Annotated in this window: 18 protein-coding genes and 2 pseudogenes; 9 read left to right on the top strand and 11 right to left on the bottom strand. The window is 72.7% G+C overall.

Going from position 1 to position 21,013, the window contains the following annotated elements; all coding sequences use genetic code 11:
* Positions 1 to 89: 89 nt before the first annotated feature.
* Positions 90 to 1,187 (bottom strand): mechanosensitive ion channel family protein, encoded by a 1,098-nt coding sequence (locus ACF07S_RS21750; protein WP_391963421.1) that lies wholly within the window; start codon positions 1,185 to 1,187, stop codon positions 90 to 92.
* A 263-nt stretch (positions 1,188 to 1,450) separates the two neighbouring features.
* Positions 1,451 to 1,807, bottom strand: a pseudogene (locus ACF07S_RS21745) (TIGR00374 family protein); the annotation flags it as partial.
* A 174-nt stretch (positions 1,808 to 1,981) separates the two neighbouring features.
* On the opposite strand from ACF07S_RS21745, the gene ACF07S_RS21740 reads away from it, so the two are divergent.
* Complete coding sequence (locus ACF07S_RS21740; RefSeq protein ID WP_391963498.1) at positions 1,982 to 3,886, top strand: ABC transporter ATP-binding protein; 1,905 nt, start codon at positions 1,982 to 1,984, stop codon at positions 3,884 to 3,886.
* Positions 3,887 to 4,012: 126 nt separating this feature from the next.
* Here ACF07S_RS21740 and secD read toward each other — a convergent pair whose 3' ends face one another.
* The 4 genes from secD to ACF07S_RS21720 are packed head-to-tail and all read right to left on the bottom strand — an operon-like array spanning position 4,013 to position 8,438.
* Positions 4,013 to 6,304: a protein translocase subunit SecD gene (gene secD, locus ACF07S_RS21735; protein WP_391974854.1), complete on the bottom strand. Its 2,292-nt coding sequence runs from the start codon at positions 6,302 to 6,304 to the stop codon at positions 4,013 to 4,015.
* A gap of 45 nt (positions 6,305 to 6,349) precedes the next feature.
* Complete coding sequence (locus ACF07S_RS21730; RefSeq protein WP_391963419.1) at positions 6,350 to 6,778, bottom strand: hypothetical protein; 429 nt, start codon at positions 6,776 to 6,778, stop codon at positions 6,350 to 6,352.
* A complete protein-coding gene (locus tag ACF07S_RS21725) occupies positions 6,775 to 7,464 on the bottom strand; it encodes a response regulator (RefSeq protein ID WP_391963418.1) in 690 nt (229 codons plus the stop codon). The genes ACF07S_RS21730 and ACF07S_RS21725 overlap by 4 nt, the downstream gene beginning before the upstream one ends.
* Complete coding sequence (locus ACF07S_RS21720) at positions 7,461 to 8,438, bottom strand: HAMP domain-containing sensor histidine kinase (protein WP_391963417.1); 978 nt, start codon at positions 8,436 to 8,438, stop codon at positions 7,461 to 7,463. The genes ACF07S_RS21725 and ACF07S_RS21720 overlap by 4 nt, the downstream gene beginning before the upstream one ends.
* 272 nt (positions 8,439 to 8,710) lie before the next feature.
* Here ACF07S_RS21720 and ACF07S_RS21715 point away from each other — a divergent pair, with 272 nt between their 5' ends.
* From ACF07S_RS21715 to ACF07S_RS21700, 4 genes are all read left to right on the top strand, one after another.
* The gene (locus ACF07S_RS21715) at positions 8,711 to 9,049 is read left to right on the top strand and encodes a TraR/DksA family transcriptional regulator (protein ID WP_391963416.1); all 339 of its coding nucleotides are present in this window, start codon (positions 8,711 to 8,713) and stop codon (positions 9,047 to 9,049) included.
* A gap of 45 nt (positions 9,050 to 9,094) precedes the next feature.
* Positions 9,095 to 9,469: a TraR/DksA family transcriptional regulator gene (locus tag ACF07S_RS21710; RefSeq protein WP_391963415.1), complete on the top strand. Its 375-nt coding sequence runs from the start codon at positions 9,095 to 9,097 to the stop codon at positions 9,467 to 9,469.
* Between the two features lie 534 nt (positions 9,470 to 10,003).
* The gene (locus ACF07S_RS21705) at positions 10,004 to 10,999 is read left to right on the top strand and encodes a glycoside hydrolase family 11 protein (RefSeq protein WP_391963414.1); all 996 of its coding nucleotides are present in this window, start codon (positions 10,004 to 10,006) and stop codon (positions 10,997 to 10,999) included.
* Positions 11,000 to 11,024: 25 nt separating this feature from the next.
* Complete coding sequence (locus ACF07S_RS21700; protein ID WP_391974853.1) at positions 11,025 to 12,026, top strand: polysaccharide deacetylase family protein; 1,002 nt, start codon at positions 11,025 to 11,027, stop codon at positions 12,024 to 12,026.
* Positions 12,027 to 12,091: 65 nt separating this feature from the next.
* Here ACF07S_RS21700 and ACF07S_RS21695 read toward each other — a convergent pair whose 3' ends face one another.
* The 3 genes from ACF07S_RS21695 to ACF07S_RS21685 form a co-directional block, all read right to left on the bottom strand.
* Complete coding sequence (locus ACF07S_RS21695) at positions 12,092 to 12,745, bottom strand: dienelactone hydrolase family protein (RefSeq protein ID WP_391974852.1); 654 nt, start codon at positions 12,743 to 12,745, stop codon at positions 12,092 to 12,094.
* Between the two features lie 14 nt (positions 12,746 to 12,759).
* On the bottom strand, positions 12,760 to 13,185 hold the full coding sequence (locus tag ACF07S_RS21690) for a DUF2267 domain-containing protein (protein WP_391963411.1): 426 nt from the start codon (positions 13,183 to 13,185) through the stop codon (positions 12,760 to 12,762).
* A gap of 150 nt (positions 13,186 to 13,335) precedes the next feature.
* The gene (locus tag ACF07S_RS21685) at positions 13,336 to 14,412 is read right to left on the bottom strand and encodes a LacI family DNA-binding transcriptional regulator (RefSeq protein WP_391974851.1); all 1,077 of its coding nucleotides are present in this window, start codon (positions 14,410 to 14,412) and stop codon (positions 13,336 to 13,338) included.
* A gap of 138 nt (positions 14,413 to 14,550) precedes the next feature.
* Between ACF07S_RS21685 and ACF07S_RS21680 the strand changes: the two genes are divergently transcribed.
* From ACF07S_RS21680 to ACF07S_RS21665, 4 genes are read left to right on the top strand one after another with little or no spacing between them, the layout of a single operon-like run.
* Positions 14,551 to 15,855, top strand: coding sequence for an ABC transporter substrate-binding protein (locus ACF07S_RS21680; RefSeq protein WP_391963409.1), 1,305 nt, complete (start codon positions 14,551 to 14,553; stop codon positions 15,853 to 15,855).
* 10 nt (positions 15,856 to 15,865) lie between these two features.
* The gene (locus ACF07S_RS21675) at positions 15,866 to 16,822 is read left to right on the top strand and encodes a carbohydrate ABC transporter permease (RefSeq protein WP_391963408.1); all 957 of its coding nucleotides are present in this window, start codon (positions 15,866 to 15,868) and stop codon (positions 16,820 to 16,822) included.
* Complete coding sequence (locus tag ACF07S_RS21670) at positions 16,819 to 17,637, top strand: carbohydrate ABC transporter permease (protein ID WP_391963407.1); 819 nt, start codon at positions 16,819 to 16,821, stop codon at positions 17,635 to 17,637. Before ACF07S_RS21675 ends, ACF07S_RS21670 begins: the two co-directional genes overlap by 4 nt.
* Entirely contained in the window at positions 17,634 to 20,015 is a 2,382-nt protein-coding gene (locus ACF07S_RS21665; protein ID WP_391974850.1) for a glycoside hydrolase family 3 N-terminal domain-containing protein, read from the top strand. The genes ACF07S_RS21670 and ACF07S_RS21665 overlap by 4 nt, the downstream gene beginning before the upstream one ends.
* Before the next feature lie 104 nt (positions 20,016 to 20,119).
* Here ACF07S_RS21665 and ACF07S_RS21660 read toward each other — a convergent pair.
* Both ACF07S_RS21660 and ACF07S_RS21655 read right to left on the bottom strand, forming a co-directional pair.
* Positions 20,120 to 20,272: pseudogene (locus ACF07S_RS21660) on the bottom strand (DUF397 domain-containing protein); the annotation flags it as partial.
* 122 nt (positions 20,273 to 20,394) lie between these two features.
* On the bottom strand, positions 20,395 to 20,880 hold the full coding sequence (locus ACF07S_RS21655) for a carboxymuconolactone decarboxylase family protein (RefSeq protein ID WP_391974849.1): 486 nt from the start codon (positions 20,878 to 20,880) through the stop codon (positions 20,395 to 20,397).
* Between the last annotated feature and the right edge of the window lie 133 nt (positions 20,881 to 21,013).

Below are 21,013 nucleotides of genomic sequence, written 5' to 3'. Positions count from 1 at the left end.
CCCGGCTCGACAGGGGTCCGCGCCGAGTTCCGGCCGGGCTCCCGCCACGGCCTCGCCGGCGTGGCGGGAGCCCGCCCCGGACGGCGTGCTCAGACCGGCCGGCCGGTGGTCATGTCGTCCGGCGCGCCGTCGGCGTCGCGCTGCCGGGGGAAGACCACCGCGCCCTGCTGGAGCGCCACCGTCCGCGCCGGCGACGGGATGCGGATGCCCTCGTCGCGGTAGCGGCGGTGCAGGCGCTTGATGAACTCGTGCTTGATCCGGTACTGGTCGCTGAACTCGCCGACGCCCAGGATGACGGTGAAGCCGATGCGGGAGTCGCCGAAGGTGTGGAAGCGCACCGCGGGCTCGTGCTCCGGCACGGCGCCGGTGATCTCGTGCATCACCTCGGCGACGACCTCCGTCGTGACCCGTTCCACCTGCTCCAGGTCGCTGTCGTAGGACACGCCGGCCTGCACCAGGATGGTCAGCTGCTGCTCGGGCCGCATGAAGTTGGTCGTGTTCGTCTTGGCGAGCTGGCCGTTCGGGATGACCACCAGGTTGTTGGACAGATCACGGACGGTCGTCTGGCGCCAGTTGATGTCCTCGACGTAGCCCTCCTCGCCGCTGCTCAGCCGGATGTAGTCACCCGGCTGCACGGTCCTGGAGGCGAGGATGTGGATGCCCGCGAACAGGTTGGCGAGCGTGTCCTGCAGTGCCAGCGCCACCGCCAGACCGCCGACGCCCAGGGCGGTGAGCAGCGGGGCGATGGAGATGCCCAGCGTCTGGAGCCCCACCAGGAAACCGATCGACAGGACCAGGATCCGGGTGATGTTCATGAAGATCGTGGTCGACCCGGCGACGCCGGAGCGGGCCTGGGTGACCGAGCGGACCAGCCCCGCCACCACCCGGGCCGCCGAGACGGTCGCGGCGAAGATGACCATCAGGGTCAGCGCCTGGTTGACGTTGTGCTGCACCGTCCGGGTCAGCGGCAGCGCCGCCGCCGCGGTGGCCGCGCCCGCCGCGACCGCGGCCCACGGCGCGATCATGCGCAGCGCGTCCACGGCGACGTCGTCCCCGCGCCAGCGGGTGCGGTCCGCGTGCCGGCCCAGCCAGCGCAGCAGCATCCGCAGCAGGAACGCCGCCAGCAGGCCCGCGGCGAGGGCGATGCCGGCCGGCACCAGATCGTCCATGGTGAGCGCGCGGGTCACCGCTCACCTCCGGGGAACACCCCGGCCGACGGCCGTATGTGAAGTCGTGTCACGTGTCGTCACCTGTTCGTTCGCTACGGGATGTACCGCGCGGCCGGACCGTCCCGACCCACGGCCGCGCGATCGCTCATCCTGCCGTACACCGAAGGGCGGTTCGTCCCGGCCCGGGCCGCGCGGGTCCCTGAACCGGCCGTGCCGCCGCGTCGCGGAGGCGATCCGGGCCGAGGTCCCCCGGGGGCACGCCCCGCCCCCGCCCCCGCGCTCAGGGCGCCCAGCAGCCCCACCCGGCCGGCGGACTCCGCCGGCAGGTACAGCGCCGGGGCGGCCGGGGAACGGGCCGGCGGCAGCCCGCACACCGTCATGAACCGCGGATTGACCGCGCTCGCGCCCAGCCCCGTCGGCAGCAGACGGTTCGCCGCGCCCGCCGCGAACTGCGTGGCCGGCAGCCGCTCGGGCACCGCTCCCTGCCGGGTGAACGCGGCCGCCACCCAGGTCGGACACGTCGCACCGGCCGCCGCGAGCAGCCAGGGCCGGCGGGCGGACGCCGGCTGGGCGAAGCCCCCGGCCGGCACCGGCCGGTGCCGCACGGCGACCACGGTCACCAGCGGCGGCGGCAGCACACACAGGATCCGGCGGATCGTCCCCGTCACGCCCACCGAGCCTGTCCGCCGCGTGCCAGCGGCGGGTTGCGGCGGCCCGGACGGCTGCTTACGGCCGGGAGGCGTCCCGGACGGCGGGACGGAGACATCCTTGACCTCAATCATGCTCGAGGTCCTACCGTCGTGTTCATGAGCATGGAAACCACAGCGTGGACACAGCTGCGCGGCGTCATGGCCGCCGAGGACGAGCACCGCCCCGTCACCCGGGCGACGCTGCGCCGCATCGGCGCCTTCGCCCGCCCCCACCGCCGCCGCCTGACCCTGTTCGTGCTGCTGGGCACGGCGACCGCGGCACTCGCCGTCGCCACCCCCGTACTCGCCGGGCGCGTCGTGGACACCGTCGTGTCCGGCGGCGAGGAGGCCACCGTCGTACGCCTGGCCCTGCTCATCGCGCTGATCGCGGTCGTGGAGGCGGTGCTCGGCGTACTCGGACGGAGGCTGTCGGCGGCACTCGGCGAGGAACTCATCCTCGACCTGCGGACGGCGGTGTTCGACCATGTGCAGCGAATGCCGGTCGCGTTCTTCACGCGCACACGTACGGGAGCGCTCGTCTCCCGTCTCAACAACGACGTCATCGGCGCCCAGCGCGCCTTCAGCAACACCCTGTCGACCGTGGTCGGCAACCTGGTCACCCTCGTGCTCGCCCTCGCCGTGATGCTCACCCTGTCCTGGCGGATCACCCTGCTCGCGCTGGTGCTGCTGCCGGTGTTCGTGATCCCGGCCCGGCGCATGGGCCGCCGCATGGCCGGTATGCAGCGCGAGGCCGCCACCCTGAACGCGGCCATGGGCACCCGGATGACGGAGCGGTTCTCCGCGCCCGGCGCCACCCTGGTGAAACTGTTCGGGCGCCCGGAGGAGGAGTCGGAGGAGTTCGCGGCGCGCGCCCGCCGGGTGCGGGACATCGGCGTGCGGACGGCCACGGCGCAGACGGTGTTCATCACCGCGCTGACCCTCGTCTCCGCCCTCGCGCTGGCCCTGGTCTACGGCCTCGGCGGCTGGTTCGCCCTGCGCGGCGCCCTGGAGCCGGGCGCCGTGGTGGCACTGGCGCTGCTGCTGACCCGGCTGTACGCGCCGCTGACCTCACTGGCCGGGGCGCGGGTGGAGGTGATGAGCGCGCTGGTCAGCTTCGAGCGGGTCTTCGAGGTGCTGGACCTCGAGCCGCTCATCCGGGAGAAGCCGGACGCGCGCGAGGTCCCCGAGGGCCCGGTCGCCGTCGAGTTCGACGACGTCCGCTTCGGCTACCCGTCCGCCGACAAGGTCTCCCTGGCCTCCCTGGAGGAGGTCGCCGCCCTGGACACGCGCGGCGGCGACGAGGTCCTGCACGGCATCTCCTTCCGCGCCGAACCCGGGCAGACCGTCGCCCTGGTCGGCTCCTCCGGCGCGGGCAAGTCGACCGTCGCGGCACTGCTGCCGCGGCTGTACGACGTCGACGCCGGCGCCGTCCGCGTGGGCGGTGTCGACGTCCGCGACCTGTCCGCCGCCGCACTGCGCGCCACCCTCGGCATGGTCACCCAGGACGGCCACCTCTTCCACGACACCGTCCGCGCCAACCTGCTGCTCGCCCGGCCGGACGCGGGCGAGCCCGAGCTGTGGGACGCCCTGCGCCGGGCCCGCCTCGACACCCTGGTGCGCTCCCTGCCCGACGGTCTGGACACGGTGGTCGGCGAACGCGGATACCGGCTGTCCGGCGGCGAACGCCAGCGCATGACCATCGCCCGGCTGCTGCTCGCCCGCCAGCGCGTCGTCATCCTCGACGAGGCCACCGCCCACCTGGACAACACCTCCGAGGCCGCCGTCCAGGAGGCGCTCACCGAGGCGCTGGAGGGCAGGACGGCGGTCGTGATCGCCCACCGGCTGTCCACCGTCCGCGCCGCGGACCTCATCCTGGTCGTCGAGGCCGGCCGGATCGTGGAACGCGGCACGCACGACGAACTGCTGGCCGCCGGCGGCCGCTACGCCGAACTGCACCGCACCCAGTTCGCCGCCCGGACGCGGGAGGACCGGCCGGACCACGACCGCGGCGCACCGGCGGCGGCGTAGGTACCCCGCGCGGGCCCCGCGCGTACGGCACCCACGGCCATGCGCAACGCGCCGCCGCCGGCTCCCGCTTCGGGGCCGGCGGCGGCGCGTTGCGCGCGCCCGCGGCTCCGGGGGGACCGCTCGGCGTCACTTCCCCCGGCCGGTGGCCCCGGCCCGGCCCGGGCGCTCCCCGGTGCCGGACGTCGCGCGCCCGGAACCGCCCCGGCCCCGACGGCGGCCGTCGCCGGCGTACGCGTCGAGTGCGATGGCGAGCGGCGAGGCGGTCAGGACCGACGAGTACGTGCCCACCGCGACGCCGATCAGCAGCGCGAGCGCGAAGTCGGTGAGCGAGTCGCCGCCCAGCAGGGCCAGCGCGGCCAGGATGAGGACCACCCCGATACCGGTGTTGACCGTCCGGGGCACCGTCTGCAGGATCGCCCGGTCGGTGACCCGGTCCAGGGGCGCCCCGCCGTCCTTCCGCCACAGCTCGCGGATCCGGTCGAAGACCACGACGGAGTCGTTCACCGAGTAACCGATCACGGTGAGCAGCGCGGCCAGGAACACGCCGTCGACCGGCCTGCCCAGCCACGCGAAGACACCGGTGAGGACGATCACGTCGTGGGCCAGCGCGCCCACCGCGCCGGCACCGAACACCCAGCGGAACCGGGCGGCCAGGTACAGCAGCTGGGCGCCGAGTGCCAGACCGAGCGCGATCAGCGCGTTGCGGCGCAGCTCGTCGCCGAGGCTCGGGCCGATCAGCTCGTCGCGGACCTTCTCCGCCCCGCCGCCGGCCCCGCCGATGGCGTCGGCCACCTCGACCGCCTGCGCGTCGGTCAGCTCCCCGGTGCGCACCGTCAGCCGGTTCTCCCCGGAGGACTGCACGACGGCCTGCGGGAAGCCGGCGTCGGCCAGGGCGGCGCGGGCCCGGTCCGGGGCGACGGCGGTGCCGGTGGAGTACTCGATCAGCCGGCCGCCGGTGAACTCCACACCGACGTTCGGCCCGCGCACCACGATGCCCGCGCCGGCGACGACGAGGACGACGGCGGAGACCGCCAGCCAGCGGCGCGGGCGCCGCATCAGCCGGGGGTCCCGGCGGGTGAGGTACGCGCGGACCCGGCCGGCGGAGGCCAGACCGGTGATCCCGGGACGGCGGTGCACCCAGCGGCGGGCGACGGCGAACTCGGCGAGCACCCGGGTGATCACCAGGGCGCTGATCATGGAGGCGAGGACACCGATGCCCAGCGTCACGCCGAAGCCCTTCACCGGACCGGACGCGAGCACGAACAGCAGCGCCGCCGCGATCAGCGTGGTGACGCCGGAGTCCGCGATGGCGCTGAAGGCGCCCCTGAACCCGGCGGTCAGGGCCGAGCGGCCGCTGGGCCGGCCGCGGACGCCGTACTCCTCCCGGGCCCGTTCGAAGACCAGCACGTTGGCGTCCACGGCCATACCGACGGCGAGCACGAAACCGGCGAGGCCGGGCAGCGTCAGGGTCGCGCCGAGCGCCGCCAGAGCGGCGTAGGAGATGAGGCCGTGGCAGAGCAGGGCCAGCGTGGCCAGGACGCCCAGGAGCCGGTAGACGGCGACGACGAAGACGGCGGTCAGGGAGGTACCGGCCACGGCCGCCCAGGCGCTGGCCTCGATGGCCTCCGCGCCCAGCGTCGGGCCCACCGTCCGCTGCTCCACCGTCTCCACCGGCACGGGGAGGGCACCGCCGTGGACCAGGAGGGCCAGTTCCCCGGCCTCCTCGGCGGAGAAGGAACCGGTGATCCGGGTGGACCCTCCGGTGATGCCCGCCCCGCAGGCCACCGACGGGTCGACCTGCGGCGAGGAGATGATCCTGTCGTCCAGCACGATCGCGACCCGGCGCTGCGGATCGCCCGCCGGACGGCAGGCGGCCGCACCGGTCAGCCGGGCCCACCCGTCGTCGTCCTCGAAGTCCACGGTGACGTGCCAGCCGGCGCCGCCCTGCTGGTCGAACAGGGCCTCGGCGCCCTCGACGTCCCGGCCGGTGAGCGACGCACCGCCCAGCCGGAGCCGCTCACCGGACTCGTCGGGCAGGACGCGTTCCCCCTCCTGCCGGGCCGTGCCGGGTCCGAGCACGGGGTGGACGGAGAGCTGCGCGGTGCGGCCGAGGACCTCGGCGGCCCTGCGCGGGTCCTGTACGCCGGGCAGCTCGACGATGATCCGGTCGTCACCGGAGCGGACGATGCCGGGTTCGGCGACGCCGAGCGCGTCGATGCGGCCGCGCAGGACCTCCAGGGTGCGGTCGGTGGCCTCCTCGTCGGCCTCGGTGGTGGGGGTGGAGCGGGTCTCCAGCACGATCTGGGTGCCGCCCCGCAGATCCAGCCCCAGACGGACCGGGACGGTGACGGCGACGAACACGGACACGGCGACGACGGCCGACGCGAACAGCGCCCTGACGCGGGCGGGACGTTTCACGGCTGCCTCCAGCAGGCACGCGGGAAAAGGGGTGGGGGAGGGACCTCAGGTGCTGGAGGGGGCGGGCGGCGCCCGCCCGAGGTCGGCGGGCACGTGCGCGGCGGCCGGCGGCGCGTGGCCCGCCGCCGGCGCCGGACGCGCCGGCCGGGGCGGCACCGGCGGTGTGTGCGCCGCCGCGAGGAACAGGGGCCCGGCGGGTACGCGGGGCCCGCCGGCGTCCCGCTCGGGCCGGACGAGCGGTGTGCGGGCACCGGCGTAGGCGTCGTCGCCGTACGGACGGGTGTCGGACGAGTACGCGGTGGGGGAGAGGGACGCCGAAAGGTGGACGGCGGCGGGGACCGGCCGGGCGTCACCGCCGGAACCGAGGGTCAGCAGGACCGCTGCGAGCGCGGCGAGGACCGCGGCGGCGCGCGACGGGAAGCGGGTGGCGCGCGGCGGGAAGCGGGCGGTGCGGTGCCGCCGGCCGGCGGTCAAGGCTCGACGAGCCCGGCGCGAATGGCGTAGCGGGTCAGCTCCAGGCGGTCCCGCAGCCCCAGCTTGTGCAGCAGGTTCTCGCGGTGCCGCTGCACCGTCTTGACGCTGATGAACAGCAGTCCGGCGATCTCCTTCGACGAGTGTCCCTCGGCGACCAGCTTGAGCACCTCCTCCTCGCGCGGGGTCAGCACCTGCTCGGGCGCCTCCTCCCCGTGCCGCACCCGGTCGAGGTAGTTGCGGATCAGGGCCGTCACCGCCCCCGGGTACAGGAACGGCTCGTCCCGCATCGCGGCCCGGCAGGCGGCGACCAGATCGCGGTCGGCGACGGACTTCAGCACGTAGCCGCCGGCCCCGGCCTTGAGCGCCTGGAACAGGTACTGCTCGTTGTCGTGCATCGTCAGCATCAGGATGCGCAGCCCCGGCTTGAGCGCGGCCAGTTCGCGGGCGGCCTGCAGACCGGTCAGCCGCGGCATGGCGATGTCCAGGACGGCCAGGTCGACGTCCCGGGAGCGGGCCATGGCGATCGCCTCCGCGCCGTCGCCGGCCTCGGCGACCACCTCCAGGTCCGGCTCCCGGTCGAGGATGAGCCGGACACCGCGCCGTACCAGCGCGTGGTCGTCGGCGAGCAGAATCCGGATCGTCGTCCGCGTCCGGCGGCCGTCGTCGTGGGGGTCCTGGTGGGTCATGGCTGCTTCCTGACGGCGGGCACGGTCAGCCGGATCCGGGTACCGGTCCGGGCCGGGGACGTCCCGTCCCGGCCGGAGACGTCCAGCGCGGCGCCGATCAGCAGGGCCCGTTCGCGCATCCCGCGCAGCCCGGCGCCCTCCTGCGCGGCACCGATGCCGCGCCCGTCGTCGCCGACCTCGAGGACGACACCCGCGCCGGCACCGCGCAGGCTCACCTCCACGCACCGTGCCCCGGCGTGCCGCGCGGCGTTGGTCAGACTCTCCTGCGCCACACGGTAGATCACCAGCTCCGCCTCGTGATCGAGAGCGGGCAGGACGGAGTCGAAGCGGCGCAGCACGCGCAGTCCGGTGTGCGTGGCGAACTCGGTGGCGAGCGAGGTGACCGCGCTGACCAGGCCGAGATCGTCCAGGACGCCCGGGCGCAGCCGGTGCACCAGCCGGCGGACCTCGTCCAGGCTCCCCCGGGTGATCTCCTGCGCCTGCCGGAGCTCTCCGCGCAGCGGCTCGGACGCCTCGTCCGAGGCCCGCTTCAGGGCCAGCAGCACGGCGGTCATGCTCTGCCCGACCTCGTCGTGCAGCTCCTGGGCGATGCGGCGCCGTTCGGCCTCCTGGGCGAGGATGGCGCGGGCGCTGCTCGCGACGCGCTCCCCCTCCAGCCGCTCCAGCATCGAGTTGAACGTGCTGACCAGTTCCGCGACCTCACCGCCCCCGCGCACGGGCAGCCGCTGACCGGGGCGCAGCAGGTCGACGGTGGTCATCAGCCGGGTCACCCGGTCCAGCGGGGCGAGGCCGATGCGCAGCAGGGCCGCGTTGGCGACGAGCATGACGCCGAGCCCGGCGACCAGGATCACCGCCTCGGTCAGCAGCACCGGGACGGACACGGTCACCGGGGCCCACAGCAGCAGCGCGGTGGCCGTACCGAGCACCACCGCGTTCAGCCCGAAGATCCGCCAGTACAGGGACACGGAGGTCACGCCTTCCTCTTTCTCGTCTGCCTCTACTGTCGGTCACCGCGCCCCCCGATGCGGCAGCGGCCTCCTGGTCCCGGCGGACAGCGGACAGCGTGCCCGGCGCGGACGGCCCGTGTCGATGGGCCCCGCGCCCCATTTCCGCCCGCCCGCCCGGCCCATGCCGTACGGGGTGGGTCCCCGGACCCCGCACGGATGGGTGGCGCGCCCGATGGGCCCGGGGCGGCGTACGGGCGAGGGTGAGGACGTCACCCGTACGTCACCGAGGAGGACGGCTCATGTCGCTCGACCTGCCCCGCACCGAACCCCGCACCAGGACCGGGGCCGCCTCACCGGCCGCCGACGAGATCAGGCAGCGCCTCGAACACGCCCGCGCGACCCGGCTGGCACAGCTCAGGGCCCTCGACGAAACCGTGCGGAGCCCCGACGACCACCTGGTGTCCGCGCAGAAGGACGCCATCAAGGGCGTCCTCGCGGAGATCGACGAGGCCTTCGCCCGCGTCGACGACGGCACCTACGGCAGCTGCCTGGGCTGCGGCAGGGCCGTCCCGCCGGAGCGGCTGGAGATCCTCCCGCACACCCGGCACTGCGTCGCCTGCCGGCGCCGCGCGCTCTGACCCCTCCCGTCCCGTCCTCCTCTCCCGCTCTGCCCAAGGGGTGCAGTGGTGACCCACCGGACCATCGGCGAGCGCGACACGGTCCTGACCGCCGAGGACCTCGCCGCGCTGCGCGAGAACCTGTGCGAACAGCGGTCGTTCCGGCAGGAGCAGCTGCGTACGATCGACGCCGACTCCGCGACCCGCGCGGGGGAACGGCGCCCGTGGGCGGACGCCGCACGGACCGAGGTGGGCGTCAAGCTCGCCGCCTCCGCCCGTACGGTGCTCGCCGACGTCGAGGCGGCACTCGCCCGGATGGACTCCGGGCACTACGGCACCTGCCACCTGTGCCGCCGCCCCGTCGAACGCCACCGCCTGCTGATCGTCCCCCAGGCCCGCCACTGCGGACGCTGCCAGCAGGTGAGGGAGGCAGGCCGGTGACCGCGATCCGGCATCCCGCCCGGCACCCCTGCGGCACCGGCCGCCGTGCCGGTGCCGCCCGGGTCTCGTCCTCGACCTGGGCGGCGCCCGCACACGCGCGTGGATCGCGGGGCGCGGCACGGTCCTCGGCGTGCCCACCGTGACGTCCTCCCCCACGGGCGCCGTTCACCGATGGTGGTCCGGGGCGCCGGGCAGCGGAGCACACAGCGGATCACTTCCCTTCCGGGCACGAGCGGGCGTACTCGAACACGCAGCGGCGAACCGACGCCGGGCTCCACGGACTTCGGCGAGCGAACGGTGGCGAAACTTTCGATGCTTGGCGGCTCCACTTCGGTGTACATCCACTCCATCTGGCGGGGGTGCTGCGTCCCGTCGATCTGGTGTCCACTCTGAACTGGCAAAATGGTGAGCTGCGGCCATCGTCGATGGTCCGAAGATTTCGAAAGTATTACCGAAACTGTTGACGGTTGACGCGTGCAGGCCAACACTGTCCGGCATCGACCTCCCCATCGAGCCGTCACAGGAGGCGCACACATGAACGTGTCCGTCCACCCGAGGAGCCGCAGACGCGGCCGCCCGCTGCTCAGCGTCAGGAGAGTCTGGACCATCGCGCTGGCCGCCGTCACCGCGCTGCTCCTGACCGCCACCACCGCCACCGCCGCCGTCACCACGAACCAGACCGGCACCAACAACGGCTGGTGGTACTCGTTCTGGACCGACTCCCAGGGAACCGTCTCCATGGACCTGGGATCCGGCGGCAACTACAGCACCCAGTGGAGGAACACCGGCAACTTCGTCGCCGGCAAGGGCTGGAGCACCGGCGGTCGCAAGACCGTCAGCTACTCCGGCTCCTTCAACCCGTCCGGCAACGCGTACCTGACGCTCTACGGATGGACCACCAGCCCGCTCATCGAGTACTACATCGTCGACAACTGGGGCACCTACCGGCCCACCGGCGAGTACAAGGGCACCGTCACCACCGACGGCGGCACGTACGACATCTACAAGACCACCCGGTACAACGCCCCCTCCATCGAGGGCACCAGGACCTTCGACCAGTACTGGAGCGTCCGGCAGTCGAAGCGCACCGGCGGCACCATCACCAGCGGCAACCACTTCGACGCGTGGGCCGGCAAGGGGATGAACCTGGGCAACCACAACTACATGATCATGGCCACCGAGGGCTACCAGAGCAGCGGCAGCTCCAACATCACGGTGAGCGAGTCCGGCTCCGGCGGTGGCGGAGGCGGTGGCGGCGGCAACAACGGCGGCTGCAACGCGACTCTGTCGGCCGGCGAGAAGTTCGGCGACCGCTACAACCTCAACGTCTCGGTGAGCGGCTCCAGCGACTGGACCGTGACGATGAGGGTCCCCTCCCCGGCGAAGGTCTCCTCGACCTGGAACGTCAGCGCGTCCTACCCCGACAGCCAGACCCTCGTCGCCAAGCCCAACGGCGGCGGCAACTGGGGCGCGACGATCACGGCCAACGGCAACTGGACGTGGCCGACGGTCTCCTGCAGCGCCGGCTGATTCCCCCCGAGGAGGACCACCGCACATGACCACCGGAAAACGACAGCCGGCCATCCGGTCGCTGGTGTCGGGACTGGCCGTCGCCGCCCTGACCCTGGCGGGCACCGTGACCTCGGCCCTCGACGCCGCCCCGGCGCACGCCGCCGCCTGCAACGGGTACGTCGCACTCACCTTCGACGACGGCCCCTCCGGCAGCAGCACACCCGGCCTGCTCAACGCGCTGAAGCAGAACGGCCTGCGGGCCACGATGTTCAACCAGGGCCAGTACGCCGCCGCCCATCCCTCCCTGGTCAAGGCCCAGGTGGACGCCGGCATGTGGGTCGCCAACCACAGCTACACACACCCGCACATGACCCAGCTGAGCCAGGCGCAGATGGACTCGGAGATCTCCCGCACCCAGCAGGCGATCGCGTCCGCCGGCGGCGGCACACCGAAGCTGTTCCGTCCGCCGTACGGGGAGACCAACTCGACACTGCGTTCGGTCGCAGCCAAGTACGGCCTGACCGAGATCATCTGGGACGTCGACTCGCAGGACTGGAACAACGCGAGCACCGACGCCATCGTGCAGGCCGCCTCCAGGCTCACCAACGGCCAGGTCATGCTGATGCACGACTGGCCGGCCAACACCGTCGCCGCCATCCCCCGCATCGCGCAGACCCTGGCGTCGAAGGGCCTGTGCACCGGGATGATCTCCCCGGGGACCGGCCGGGCCGTGGCCCCCGACGGCTCGGGCGGCGGGGGCGGTGGCGGAGGTGGCGGCGGCGCGTGTACCGCGGCCCTGTCCGCGGGCAGCCGCTGGAGCGACCGGTACAACCTCGACGTCTCGGTGAGCGGTTCGAACGACTGGACCGTGACCATGAAGGTGCCGTCGCCGGCGAAGGTCTCCGCGAGCTGGAACGTCAGCACCTCCTACTCGGACGGCCAGACGCTCGTCGCCAGGCCCAACGGCAGCGGCAACAGCTGGGGGGTGACGATCCAGGCCAACGGCAACTGGACCTGGCCGACCGTCTCCTGCACCACGAGCTGAACACGGGCGGGCCGCGGAATGCACCACGCCGCGGCCCGTCGCCGCGTCCGGCCGTAGACGTCCGGTCACAGATGCCCGCGGAACCAGTCGGCGGCGAGGCCGGCCACCTGTTCCAGGGCTCCCGGCTCGGGGAAGAGGTGGGTCGCGCCGGGCACGACGTGGACGCGGTGCGCCGCGGACAGCCGGCCGGCGGCCTCACGGTTGAGGCCCAGCACCGTCTCGTCGTCACCGCCCACGACGAGCAGCACCGGGCACGCGACCCGTTCGAGCGCGTCACCCGCCAGGTCCGGGCGTCCGCCCCGCGACACGACCGCCGAGACCCGCCGGGGGTGTTCGGCGGCCGTCACCAGGGCCGCCCCCGCTCCCGTACTCGCCCCGAACAGGCCCACCGGAAGATCCGCGGTGTCCGGACGCCGCTCCAGCCAGTCGAGGGCATGCGCCAGGCGCCGGGCCAGCAGGCCGATGTCGAAGCGGTGGCGGTCCGTGACGGCGTCCTCGCGTTCCTCCTCCTCGGTCAGCAGGTCCAGCAGCAGCGTGCCGAACCCCGTGCCCCGCAGCGCGGCGGCCACGGCCCGGTTGCGGGGGCTGAGCCGCGAGCTGCCGCTGCCGTGCGCGAACAGCACCACCCCTCGCGCCGCGGCGGGAAGGTCCAGGTCACCGAGCAGGCCGGCACCGTCCGAGGGCACCGTCACGGACAGGGACACGGATGCGGAGACCACGCCCGGTCACCTCCTCAGTCCGCGCCCTCGGCGGCACGGCCGACGGGCAGCAGGATCCGGATGTCCGAGGGGAGCGCCCCGGCCACCTTCTCCGTCAGTTCGGGAGCGAGGGCGGCGTCGAGCACTTCGAACACGGCGGCGGCCTGGCGCAGGGCGGCGTCCTCGTCCGTCTCCGCGCGTGAGGCGATCCGCCCGGCGAACGCGGTCAGGTCGAAGGGCTCGCCCGAGGTGCGCACGGGGCCGTCGTCGGGGGAGTCGGTGGCCTGGCGGATGGGAGCGGTCAGGGTCGGCGGCAGCTGGGCGGCGACGTGGTTCGCCAGCCCGGGGGGCAGCCGCTCGGCCAGCGTGCCGAGCACGGCCCGGGTCGCACGCTCGGCCGATCCCCGGTCCGGAAGCCGGGTGAGCGCCTGCACTTTCCCGATGATCTCGTCATGCTGCATGAGGCGAGCTCCTTCCTCATGGCGCGGTGGTCCGCGACGGTCGGCTGTACGGCAGCGGGCGAGTACCCGGATTCCGCTGTCCGGCACCCCGCCGGACCAGCCGGGGAGACAAGGGGCACGGGCGCACACCCGTGACCGGGGAATCGCGCGTCAGCCCCCGGCCGGGCGGGCGGCGTCGGGGTTTCCCGGGCGGTCCGTCACGTCATGCCCCGCGGGCGGGGCCGTGCTCTGCCGTGTCACCAGGTGCGTCGCCAGCTCGATGCGCTGTGCGGCGGCCGCACCGGGGGCGTGGGGGCGCAGCAGCATGCGGGCCGCCTCCTCGGCCATGTGCCGCAGCGGCTGGTGGACCGTGGTGAGCGGCGGGCTCGACCACTGGGCCAGGGGCACGTCGTCGTAGCCGACCACCGACAGGTCCTCCGGCACGCGCAGGCCCTTGACCCGTGCCGCCTCCAGTACGCCGAGCGCCTGGAGGTCGCTGCCCGCGAAGACCGCCGTCGGCCGGTCCGGCCCCTCCAGCAGGTCCATGGCGTGCTCGAAGCCGCCCTGGACGTGGAAGTCGCCGAAGCGTGTCAGGCGGGGGTCGCTCTCCAGGCCCGCCATCGCCATGGCCGAGCGGTAGCCGTCGAGGCGGGCGAGTGAGCACAGCATGTCCTCCGGGCCGGTGATGACGGCGACCCGTTCGTGGCCCAGGTCGGTGAGGTGGCGGGTGGCGGCGAGGCCGCCGGCCCAGTTCGCGGAGCCGACCGAGGGCACGTCCGGATCCGGATCGCCCGCCGGGTCGATGACGACGAACGGGATGGCCGCCGCACCGAGTTGACGCTTGATGTCCGCCGGAAGCGTGGAGAAGACCAGCACGACGCCCAGCGGCCGGCGCCGCAGCACGCCGGGGAGCCACTCCGGTGCGGGCGTGTGCCGGGTGCCGCTCTCGGTGAGCACCACCGTCGCGCGGTTCTCCTTGGCGACGTTCTCCACCCCCCGGATCAGCTCCATCGCCCAGATGCTGTCCAGCTCGTGGAAGACGAGTTCGATGAGCGGGGAGCGGGGCGCCGCCTGGCTGCGCCGGCGGTAGCCGTGGGCATCGAGAAGCCGTTCGACCTTGGCCCGGGTCGTGCGGGAGACATCCGAACGGCCATTGAGGACCTTCGAAACTGTCGGCATCGAAACGCCTGCCTCTTTCGCGACCGCGGCCAGGGTCACTCTGCCGTCCGCCTCGTCTTCATCGTGCATACCCGCAGGATAGGGCACTGTCCGTCGATAACGGTTTGGGCGAGTACCGCTCCGACCGTTGACCGAAACTCCGGTCTGACCTACTGTCCCTCGGCATGGACTTTCGGTGATGGCGCCGAAACTTTCGAAAGGCGAACGATGAAGACACGTGCGCGCTTGCCCAGACTGGTCGCCTCCGGCGCGGCGCTCGCCCTGGCACTGAGTCTCTCGGCCTGCGGTGACGGAAACGGCGGGGCGTCGGGGGACGACGGCAAGATCCATGTCCTGGTCTACGGGGACGCCAGCAACAAGGTCGAGAAGCGCATCGTCGAGACGTTCAACAAGACGTCCGACGTCAAGGTCGTCCTCGACACCATCCCCGGCGCGGACTACCAGAAGAAGCTGCAGACGATCATCAGCACCCCGCAGGCGCCCGACGTCTTCTTCAACTGGGGCGGCGGCAGCATCAAGCCGTTCGTCAAGGCCGGTCTGCTGATGCCGCTGGACGACTTCATCGAGAAGGACCCGGACCTGGAGAACAAGTTCCTCCCGTCCGTCTTCGACAACGCCGCCGTCGACGGCAAGCCGTACGGCATCCCGATGCGCGGCACCCAGCCGGTCCTGCTCTTCCACAACAAGAAGGTCCTCGACGAGGCGGGCGTCGAGCCGCCGAAGACCTGGGACGAACTGCTCGACGCGGTGGAGAAGCTCAAGGACCAGGGCGTCACGCCGATCGCGCTCGGCGGCGGCGACGTCTGGCCGACGCAGATGTGGTTCCAGTACCTCTACGACCGCGTCGCCGGCCCGGGCCTGTTCGAGAAGGCCGTCGGGGGTGACAAGAGCGCCTGGGAGAGCGCGGACAGCAAGAAGGCCCTGAGCATGATCAAGGAGCTCGTCGACACCGGCGCCTTCGGCAAGAACTACGACTCCGTCAAGTACACCAACGGCGGCTCGGTCCAGCTGGTGTCCTCGGGCAGGGCCGGCTTCGAGCTGATGGGCTCCTGGTACTACTCCCAGCAGCTCACGGACCACCCGGAGTTCGCCGAGAAGGACCTCGGCTACACCGCCTTCCCGACCGTCGAGGGCGGCAAGGGCGACCCGAAGAGCATCGCCGGCAACACCAACAACTACTACTCGGTGATGAAGAGGACCAAGCACCCCGAGGCCGTCGCCGAGTTCCTGAAGCTCATGTACTCCGACGACTTCGTCAAGGCGCAGCTGGACATCGGCAACCTGCCGACCACGACCAACACCGACAAGTTCATCGAGAGCTCGGGCAACCCCGAGTACTCGCGCTTCCAGTACGACCTGGTCGCCGACGCCCCGTCGTTCCAGCTCTCCTGGGACCAGGCGTACCCGCAGAAGGCGAGCTCGGACTTGCACAAGGCCATCCAGCAGTTCTTCAACGGACAGCTCGACACGGACGGCTTCATCGAGGCCATGCAGGCCCTCCCGACCGAGTGACGAACGGCTCATGACCACAAAGACCACGAGCGCCCGGCCCGCCGCCGGACCCCGCAAGGGGCCCCGGCGGCGGCCGCCCGCCTCGTCCGCAACGAAGGTGGGACGCCCCGGCTTCGCCTGGGCGCTGCCCGCCGCAGTGTTCTTCGCCCTCTTCGCGATCACCCCGCTGATCATGGTGGCGGTGCTGTCCTTCATGAGCTGGGACGGGCTCAGCTCGCCCGAGTTCGTCGGCACGGACAACTGGTCGCGCCTGATGGACGACCCGGTGATGCTCAAGAGCATCTGGCTGACCCTGCTGCTGACCGTGCTCGGCGTGGTCATCCAGACGCCGCTGAGCATCCTGCTCGGCGTCTGGGCCGCCGGCCACCAGCGCAACCGGGCCGTACTGTCCGTCATCTACTTCATTCCGCTCCTGCTGTCCGCGACGGCCGTCTCCGTGCTGTGGCGGGCGCTGCTCGACCCGAACTTCGGCATCCCGGCCGACGCCACCTGGCTGTTCGGCGACGGCAACCTGTTCGGTGAACAGGCCACCGCCATCGGGGTGCTGGCGTTCGTCAGCACCTGGCAGTTCACGCCCTTCCACACCCTGATCTACCAGGGCGCCGCCCGCGCGATCCCGCAGGTGCTCTACCAGGCCGCGGAGATCGACGGGGCGGGCCGCTACCGGCAGTTCTTCCACATCACGCTGCCGCAGCTGCGCAACGCGATGATCACCTCGATGATCCTGATGATCGTCGGCGGCCTGACCACGTTCGAGACGGTCCTCATCCTGACCCAGGGCGGCCCCGGCACCGACACCACCATCAGCGCCTACTACATGTACGACAAGGCGTTCAAGAGCTTCGACTACGGCACCGGCTCCGCGATCGCCCTGGCCCTGGTCGTCGCGGCCACGATCATCTCGCTGATCGTCGTCCGGGTCTCCGGCTACGACAAGATGCGCAGCTCCATGGAGGGTGTGTCATGAGGCGCCGACCGAACTACGTGGCCGGCGTCGGCTCGCTCTTCTGGCTCTTCCTGGTCGGCCTGCCGCTGTACGTGATGCTCGCCGCGACCCTGCGCACCCGCCAGGACTACGCCGAGAACGGCCCGGTCTCCCTCCCGGACAGCTTCACCCTGGACAACTACACCGGTGCCTTCGACTCGGGCTTCGGCCAGTACTTCCTCAACACGCTCGTCGTCACCGCCTGCGTGATCGGCATCGTGCTGCTGCTGGTACCGCCGCTCGCCTACGCGATCGTCCGCAGCCGCGGCCGGACCACGTCGGCGATCTTCCGGCTGTTCCTGCTCGGCCTCGCCATCCCCGCCCAGGCCGTCATCGTGCCGATGTTCTACCTGATCAGTGAGGCCGGGCTCTACGACAACCTGCTCGGCGTCATCCTGCCCACGGCCGCGTTCTGCCTGCCGATGTCGGCGCTGATCCTCAGCGGCGCGATGCGTGACATCTCCCCGGAGCTGTACGAGGCCATGGCCATGGACGGCGCCAGCCCGCGGCGCATGTTCCTCCAGCTCGTCCTGCCGCTGTCGAGGGGCGGCCTGTCCACCATCGTGGTCTTCTCCGCGCTCCAGGCATGGAACGGCTTCCTGTTCCCGCTCGTCCTGACCCAGTCCGACTCCAGCAAGGTGGTCACCCTGGGTCTGTACAACTTCCAGACCGAACACGGCATCGACATCCCCGGTCTCCTGGGGGCCGTGGTGCTGTCCATGGTGCCCATCCTGCTCGTCTACCTGTTCGCCCGTCGTGCCCTGGTCCAGGGGCTGATGGGTGTCGGAGGAAAGTGACTGCCGACGTGGCCGTAGAGACCACCCCCGAGATCCCCCTGTGGAACGATCCCGCCCACCCCGTCGCCGCCCGGGTCGACGCGCTCATCGGCGCGATGTCCCTGGACGAGAAGATCGCCCAGCTGTACGGCGTGTGGGTCGGCGCGTCCGCCAACGGCGGCGAAGTGGCCCCGCACCAGCACGACATGGAGGAGGCCGTCGACCTCGACGCGCTCCTTCCCGCCGGACTGGGCCAGCTGACCCGCCCCTTCGGCACCGCACCCGTCGACCCGGCGCTCGGCGCGCTCTCCCTGCTGCGCACCCAGTCCCGCATCACCTCGGCGGGCCGCTTCGGCATTCCCGCCGTCGCGCACGAGGAGTGCCTGGCCGGCTTCGCCGCCTGGGGCGCCACCGCCTATCCCGTCCCGCTGTCCTGGGGCGCCACCTTCGAGCCGGACGTGGTGCGCCGCATGGCCGCCGCCATCGGCCGCGACATGCGGTCCGTCGGCATCCACCAGGGCCTCGCCCCCGTCCTCGACGTGGTGCGCGACGCCCGCTGGGGCCGGGTGGAGGAGACCATCGGCGAGGACCCCTACCTCGTCGGCACCATCGGCACCGCGTACGTCCAGGGCCTGGAGTCCGCCGGGATCGTCGCCACCCTCAAGCACTTCGTCGGCTACTCGGCCTCCCGCGCCGGACGCAACCTCGCCCCCTCGTCCATGGGCGCCCGCGAACGGGCCGACGTCCTGCTGCCGCCGTTCGAGATGGCGATCCGCGAGGGCGGCGCCCGCTCCGTGATGCACTCCTACACGGACACCGACGGCGTCCCCGCCGCGGCCGACGAGAGCCTGCTGACCGGACTGCTCCGCGACACCTGGCACTTCGACGGCACCGTCGTCGCCGACTACTTCGGCATCGCCTTCCTCAAGACCCTGCACGGCATCGCCGCCGACTTCGCCGACGCCGCGGGCGCCGCGCTCACGGCGGGCGTCGACGTCGAACTGCCCACCGTCAAGACGTTCGGCGCGCCGCTCGTCGAGGCCGTCACCGCTGGCCGCGTCCCGGAGGCGCTCATCGACCGCGCCCTGCGCCGCGTCCTCGGCCAGAAGGCGGCGCTCGGCCTGCTCGACCCGGACTGGAGCCCGGTCCCGCCCGCGCTCGACGGCGTCGACCTGGACGACCCGGACGCCCTGCGCGGCAGGGTCGACCTGGACCGGCCCGAGAACCGGGAACTGGCCCGCGAGATCGCCGAGAAGGCGGTCGTCCTGCTCACCAACGACGGCACCCTGCCGCTCGCCGCGCCGCGCCGCATCGCCCTGGTCGGCCCCAACGCGACCGAGGCCACGGCCGTCCTGGGCTGCTACTCCTTCCCCCAGCACGTGGGCGTGCAGCACCCGGACGTCCCCGTCGGGATCGACCTGCCCACCCTGCGCGACACCCTGGCCGCCGAGTTCCCCGACGCGGACATCACGGTCGCCCGAGGCACCGGCGTCGACGACGGGGACCTCGCCGGCATCGGCGAGGCGGTGGAGGCGGCCCGGGACGCGGACGTCGTGATCGCCGTCCTCGGCGACCGCGCGGGCCTGTTCGGCCGCGGCACCAGCGGTGAGGGCTGCGACGCGGAGTCCCTCGCCCTGCCCGGCGCCCAGCAGCACCTGCTCGACGCGCTGCTCGACTCCGGCAGGCCGGTGGTGACCGTGCTGCTCGCCGGCCGGCCGTACGCGCTCGGCCGCGCCGTCACCGAGTCGGCGGCGATCGTGCAGTCCTTCTTCCCCGGCGTCGCGGGCACCCACGCGATCGCCGGAGTCCTCAGCGGCCGCACGAACCCCTCCGGACGGCTCCCGGTCAGCGTGCCGCGCGGCCCGGGCGCCCAGCCGACCACCTACCTCGGTGCGCGGCTGGCCCAGGTCAGCGAGGTGTCCAACATCGACCCGACCCCCGCGTTCGGCTTCGGCCACGGCCTGACGTACACGGAGTTCGCCTGGAGCGACCTCGCCGTGGACGCCGAAGAGGCGCCGACGGACGGCGAGTTCACCCTCGCCCTGACCGTCCGCAACACCGGCGGACGGGCCGGCACCGAGGTCGTCCAGCTCTATCTGCACGACCCGGTCGCCTCCGTCGTCCAGCCGGTGCAGCGCCTCGTCGGCTACACGCGGGTACCGCTGGAGCAGGGGGAGGCGCGCCGCGTCCGCGTCACCGTCCCGGCCGACGTGGCCTCCTTCACCGGCCGCGACGGTCACCGGATCGTGGAACCGGGGGAGCTGGAGCTCCGCCTCGCCACGTCGAGCACCGACGCCCGCCTGACGGCGAGGGTCACCCTGACCGGCCCGGAACGCCGGGTCGACCACACCCGCCGCCTCCACGCGGTCTTCACCCAGGAGCCGGCACCGCGGGCGTGAGCCCGATCCGCCTCCGGCCCCGTCCGGCCCGGACCGCACGCGCGGTGCGGGCCGGACGCGCGTCGTCGGACGCCGGGCCCGCCCGCCGCGAGCGCCATGAACGCCGCCCACTCGCCCCGGCCGACCCGCAGCACCGGTCCGTCGCCCGCGGCCTTGGAGGCCCTTGCGTACACGGCGTCGAGACCGGTGGCCACCTCCCCGCAGTCGCCGCCGTCCGACCCGCTGCGGCTGCTCTTGAACCAGTGCAGCCCGTCCATGCTCTCGGTCACCCGCTCCACGCCCACGTCTCCCACCATCCGCTCGATGAGTCGTGCGGACTCCTCGACGTTCAGGGCCTGCGATCGCAGCTCGGCGGAAGAAGGCCGGCGGGAGAGGACCGTCAGCCGAGTGCGGCGGCGAACATGCCCGGCTCGTAGGAGCCGCCCCTCTGGTGCACGATCACGGCCAGCCGGTTGGCGGCATTGATCACGGCGACGAGGACGACCAGCGCGGCGATCCGGTCGTCGTCGTAGTGCTTGCGCACCAGGGCCCAGGTCTCGTCGGACACACCCGGATGGGCGTCGGCGAGCCGGGTGCCCTCCTCGGCGAGCGCCAGAGCGGCCCGCTCGGCCTCGGTGAACACCGTGGACTCGCGCCAGGCGGCGACCAGATGGAGCCGGACCGCGCTCTCACCGGCGGCCGCGGCCTCCTTGGTGTGCATGTCGATGCAGTGACCACAGCCGTTGATCTGGCTGGCGCGCAGCGACACCAGCTCCTGCGTGGACTTCGGCAGCGGTGAGTCCTGGAGCACCAGCGCGATTCCGGCGAAGCGCTTGGCGAACCGGGCGGCGAGCTCGTTCTCGAACAGGTTGAATCGGGCGTCCATGACATCGTCCTCACGTGGGGTGGCGCATCGGTCGAACACGAGATGCCGGCCGTCCGCCGCCTGTGACGGGGCAGTGATGTGACGTGTGCCACCACGTGGGGATGTCACGGAACGGCCATCCCCGGCGTCCTGT

The organism is Streptomyces sp. NPDC016640 (assembly GCF_043076215.1).
Lineage (GTDB): Bacteria > Actinomycetota > Actinomycetes > Streptomycetales > Streptomycetaceae > Streptomyces.
Note: the sequence above shows the minus strand (reverse complement) of the source record. Positions and strands in the feature narration are given on the sequence as shown.

Excerpts from the sequence above, each read along its gene's own strand:
- ACF07S_RS21740 (WP_391963498.1), top strand. The coding sequence starts at position 1,982 with ATGGAAACCACAGCGTGGACACAGCTGCGCGGCGTCATGGCCGCCGAG.
- ACF07S_RS21725 (WP_391963418.1), bottom strand. The coding sequence starts at position 7,464 with ATGACCCACCAGGACCCCCACGACGACGGCCGCCGGACGCGGACGACG.
- ACF07S_RS21715 (WP_391963416.1), top strand. The coding sequence starts at position 8,711 with ATGTCGCTCGACCTGCCCCGCACCGAACCCCGCACCAGGACCGGGGCC.
- ACF07S_RS21705 (WP_391963414.1), top strand. The coding sequence starts at position 10,004 with ATGAACGTGTCCGTCCACCCGAGGAGCCGCAGACGCGGCCGCCCGCTG.
- ACF07S_RS21700 (WP_391974853.1), top strand. The coding sequence starts at position 11,025 with ATGACCACCGGAAAACGACAGCCGGCCATCCGGTCGCTGGTGTCGGGA.
- ACF07S_RS21690 (WP_391963411.1), bottom strand. The coding sequence starts at position 13,185 with ATGCAGCATGACGAGATCATCGGGAAAGTGCAGGCGCTCACCCGGCTT.
- ACF07S_RS21685 (WP_391974851.1), bottom strand. The coding sequence starts at position 14,412 with ATGCACGATGAAGACGAGGCGGACGGCAGAGTGACCCTGGCCGCGGTC.
- ACF07S_RS21680 (WP_391963409.1), top strand. The coding sequence starts at position 14,551 with ATGAAGACACGTGCGCGCTTGCCCAGACTGGTCGCCTCCGGCGCGGCG.
- ACF07S_RS21675 (WP_391963408.1), top strand. The coding sequence starts at position 15,866 with ATGACCACAAAGACCACGAGCGCCCGGCCCGCCGCCGGACCCCGCAAG.
- ACF07S_RS21670 (WP_391963407.1), top strand. The coding sequence starts at position 16,819 with ATGAGGCGCCGACCGAACTACGTGGCCGGCGTCGGCTCGCTCTTCTGG.
- ACF07S_RS21655 (WP_391974849.1), bottom strand. The coding sequence starts at position 20,880 with ATGGACGCCCGATTCAACCTGTTCGAGAACGAGCTCGCCGCCCGGTTC.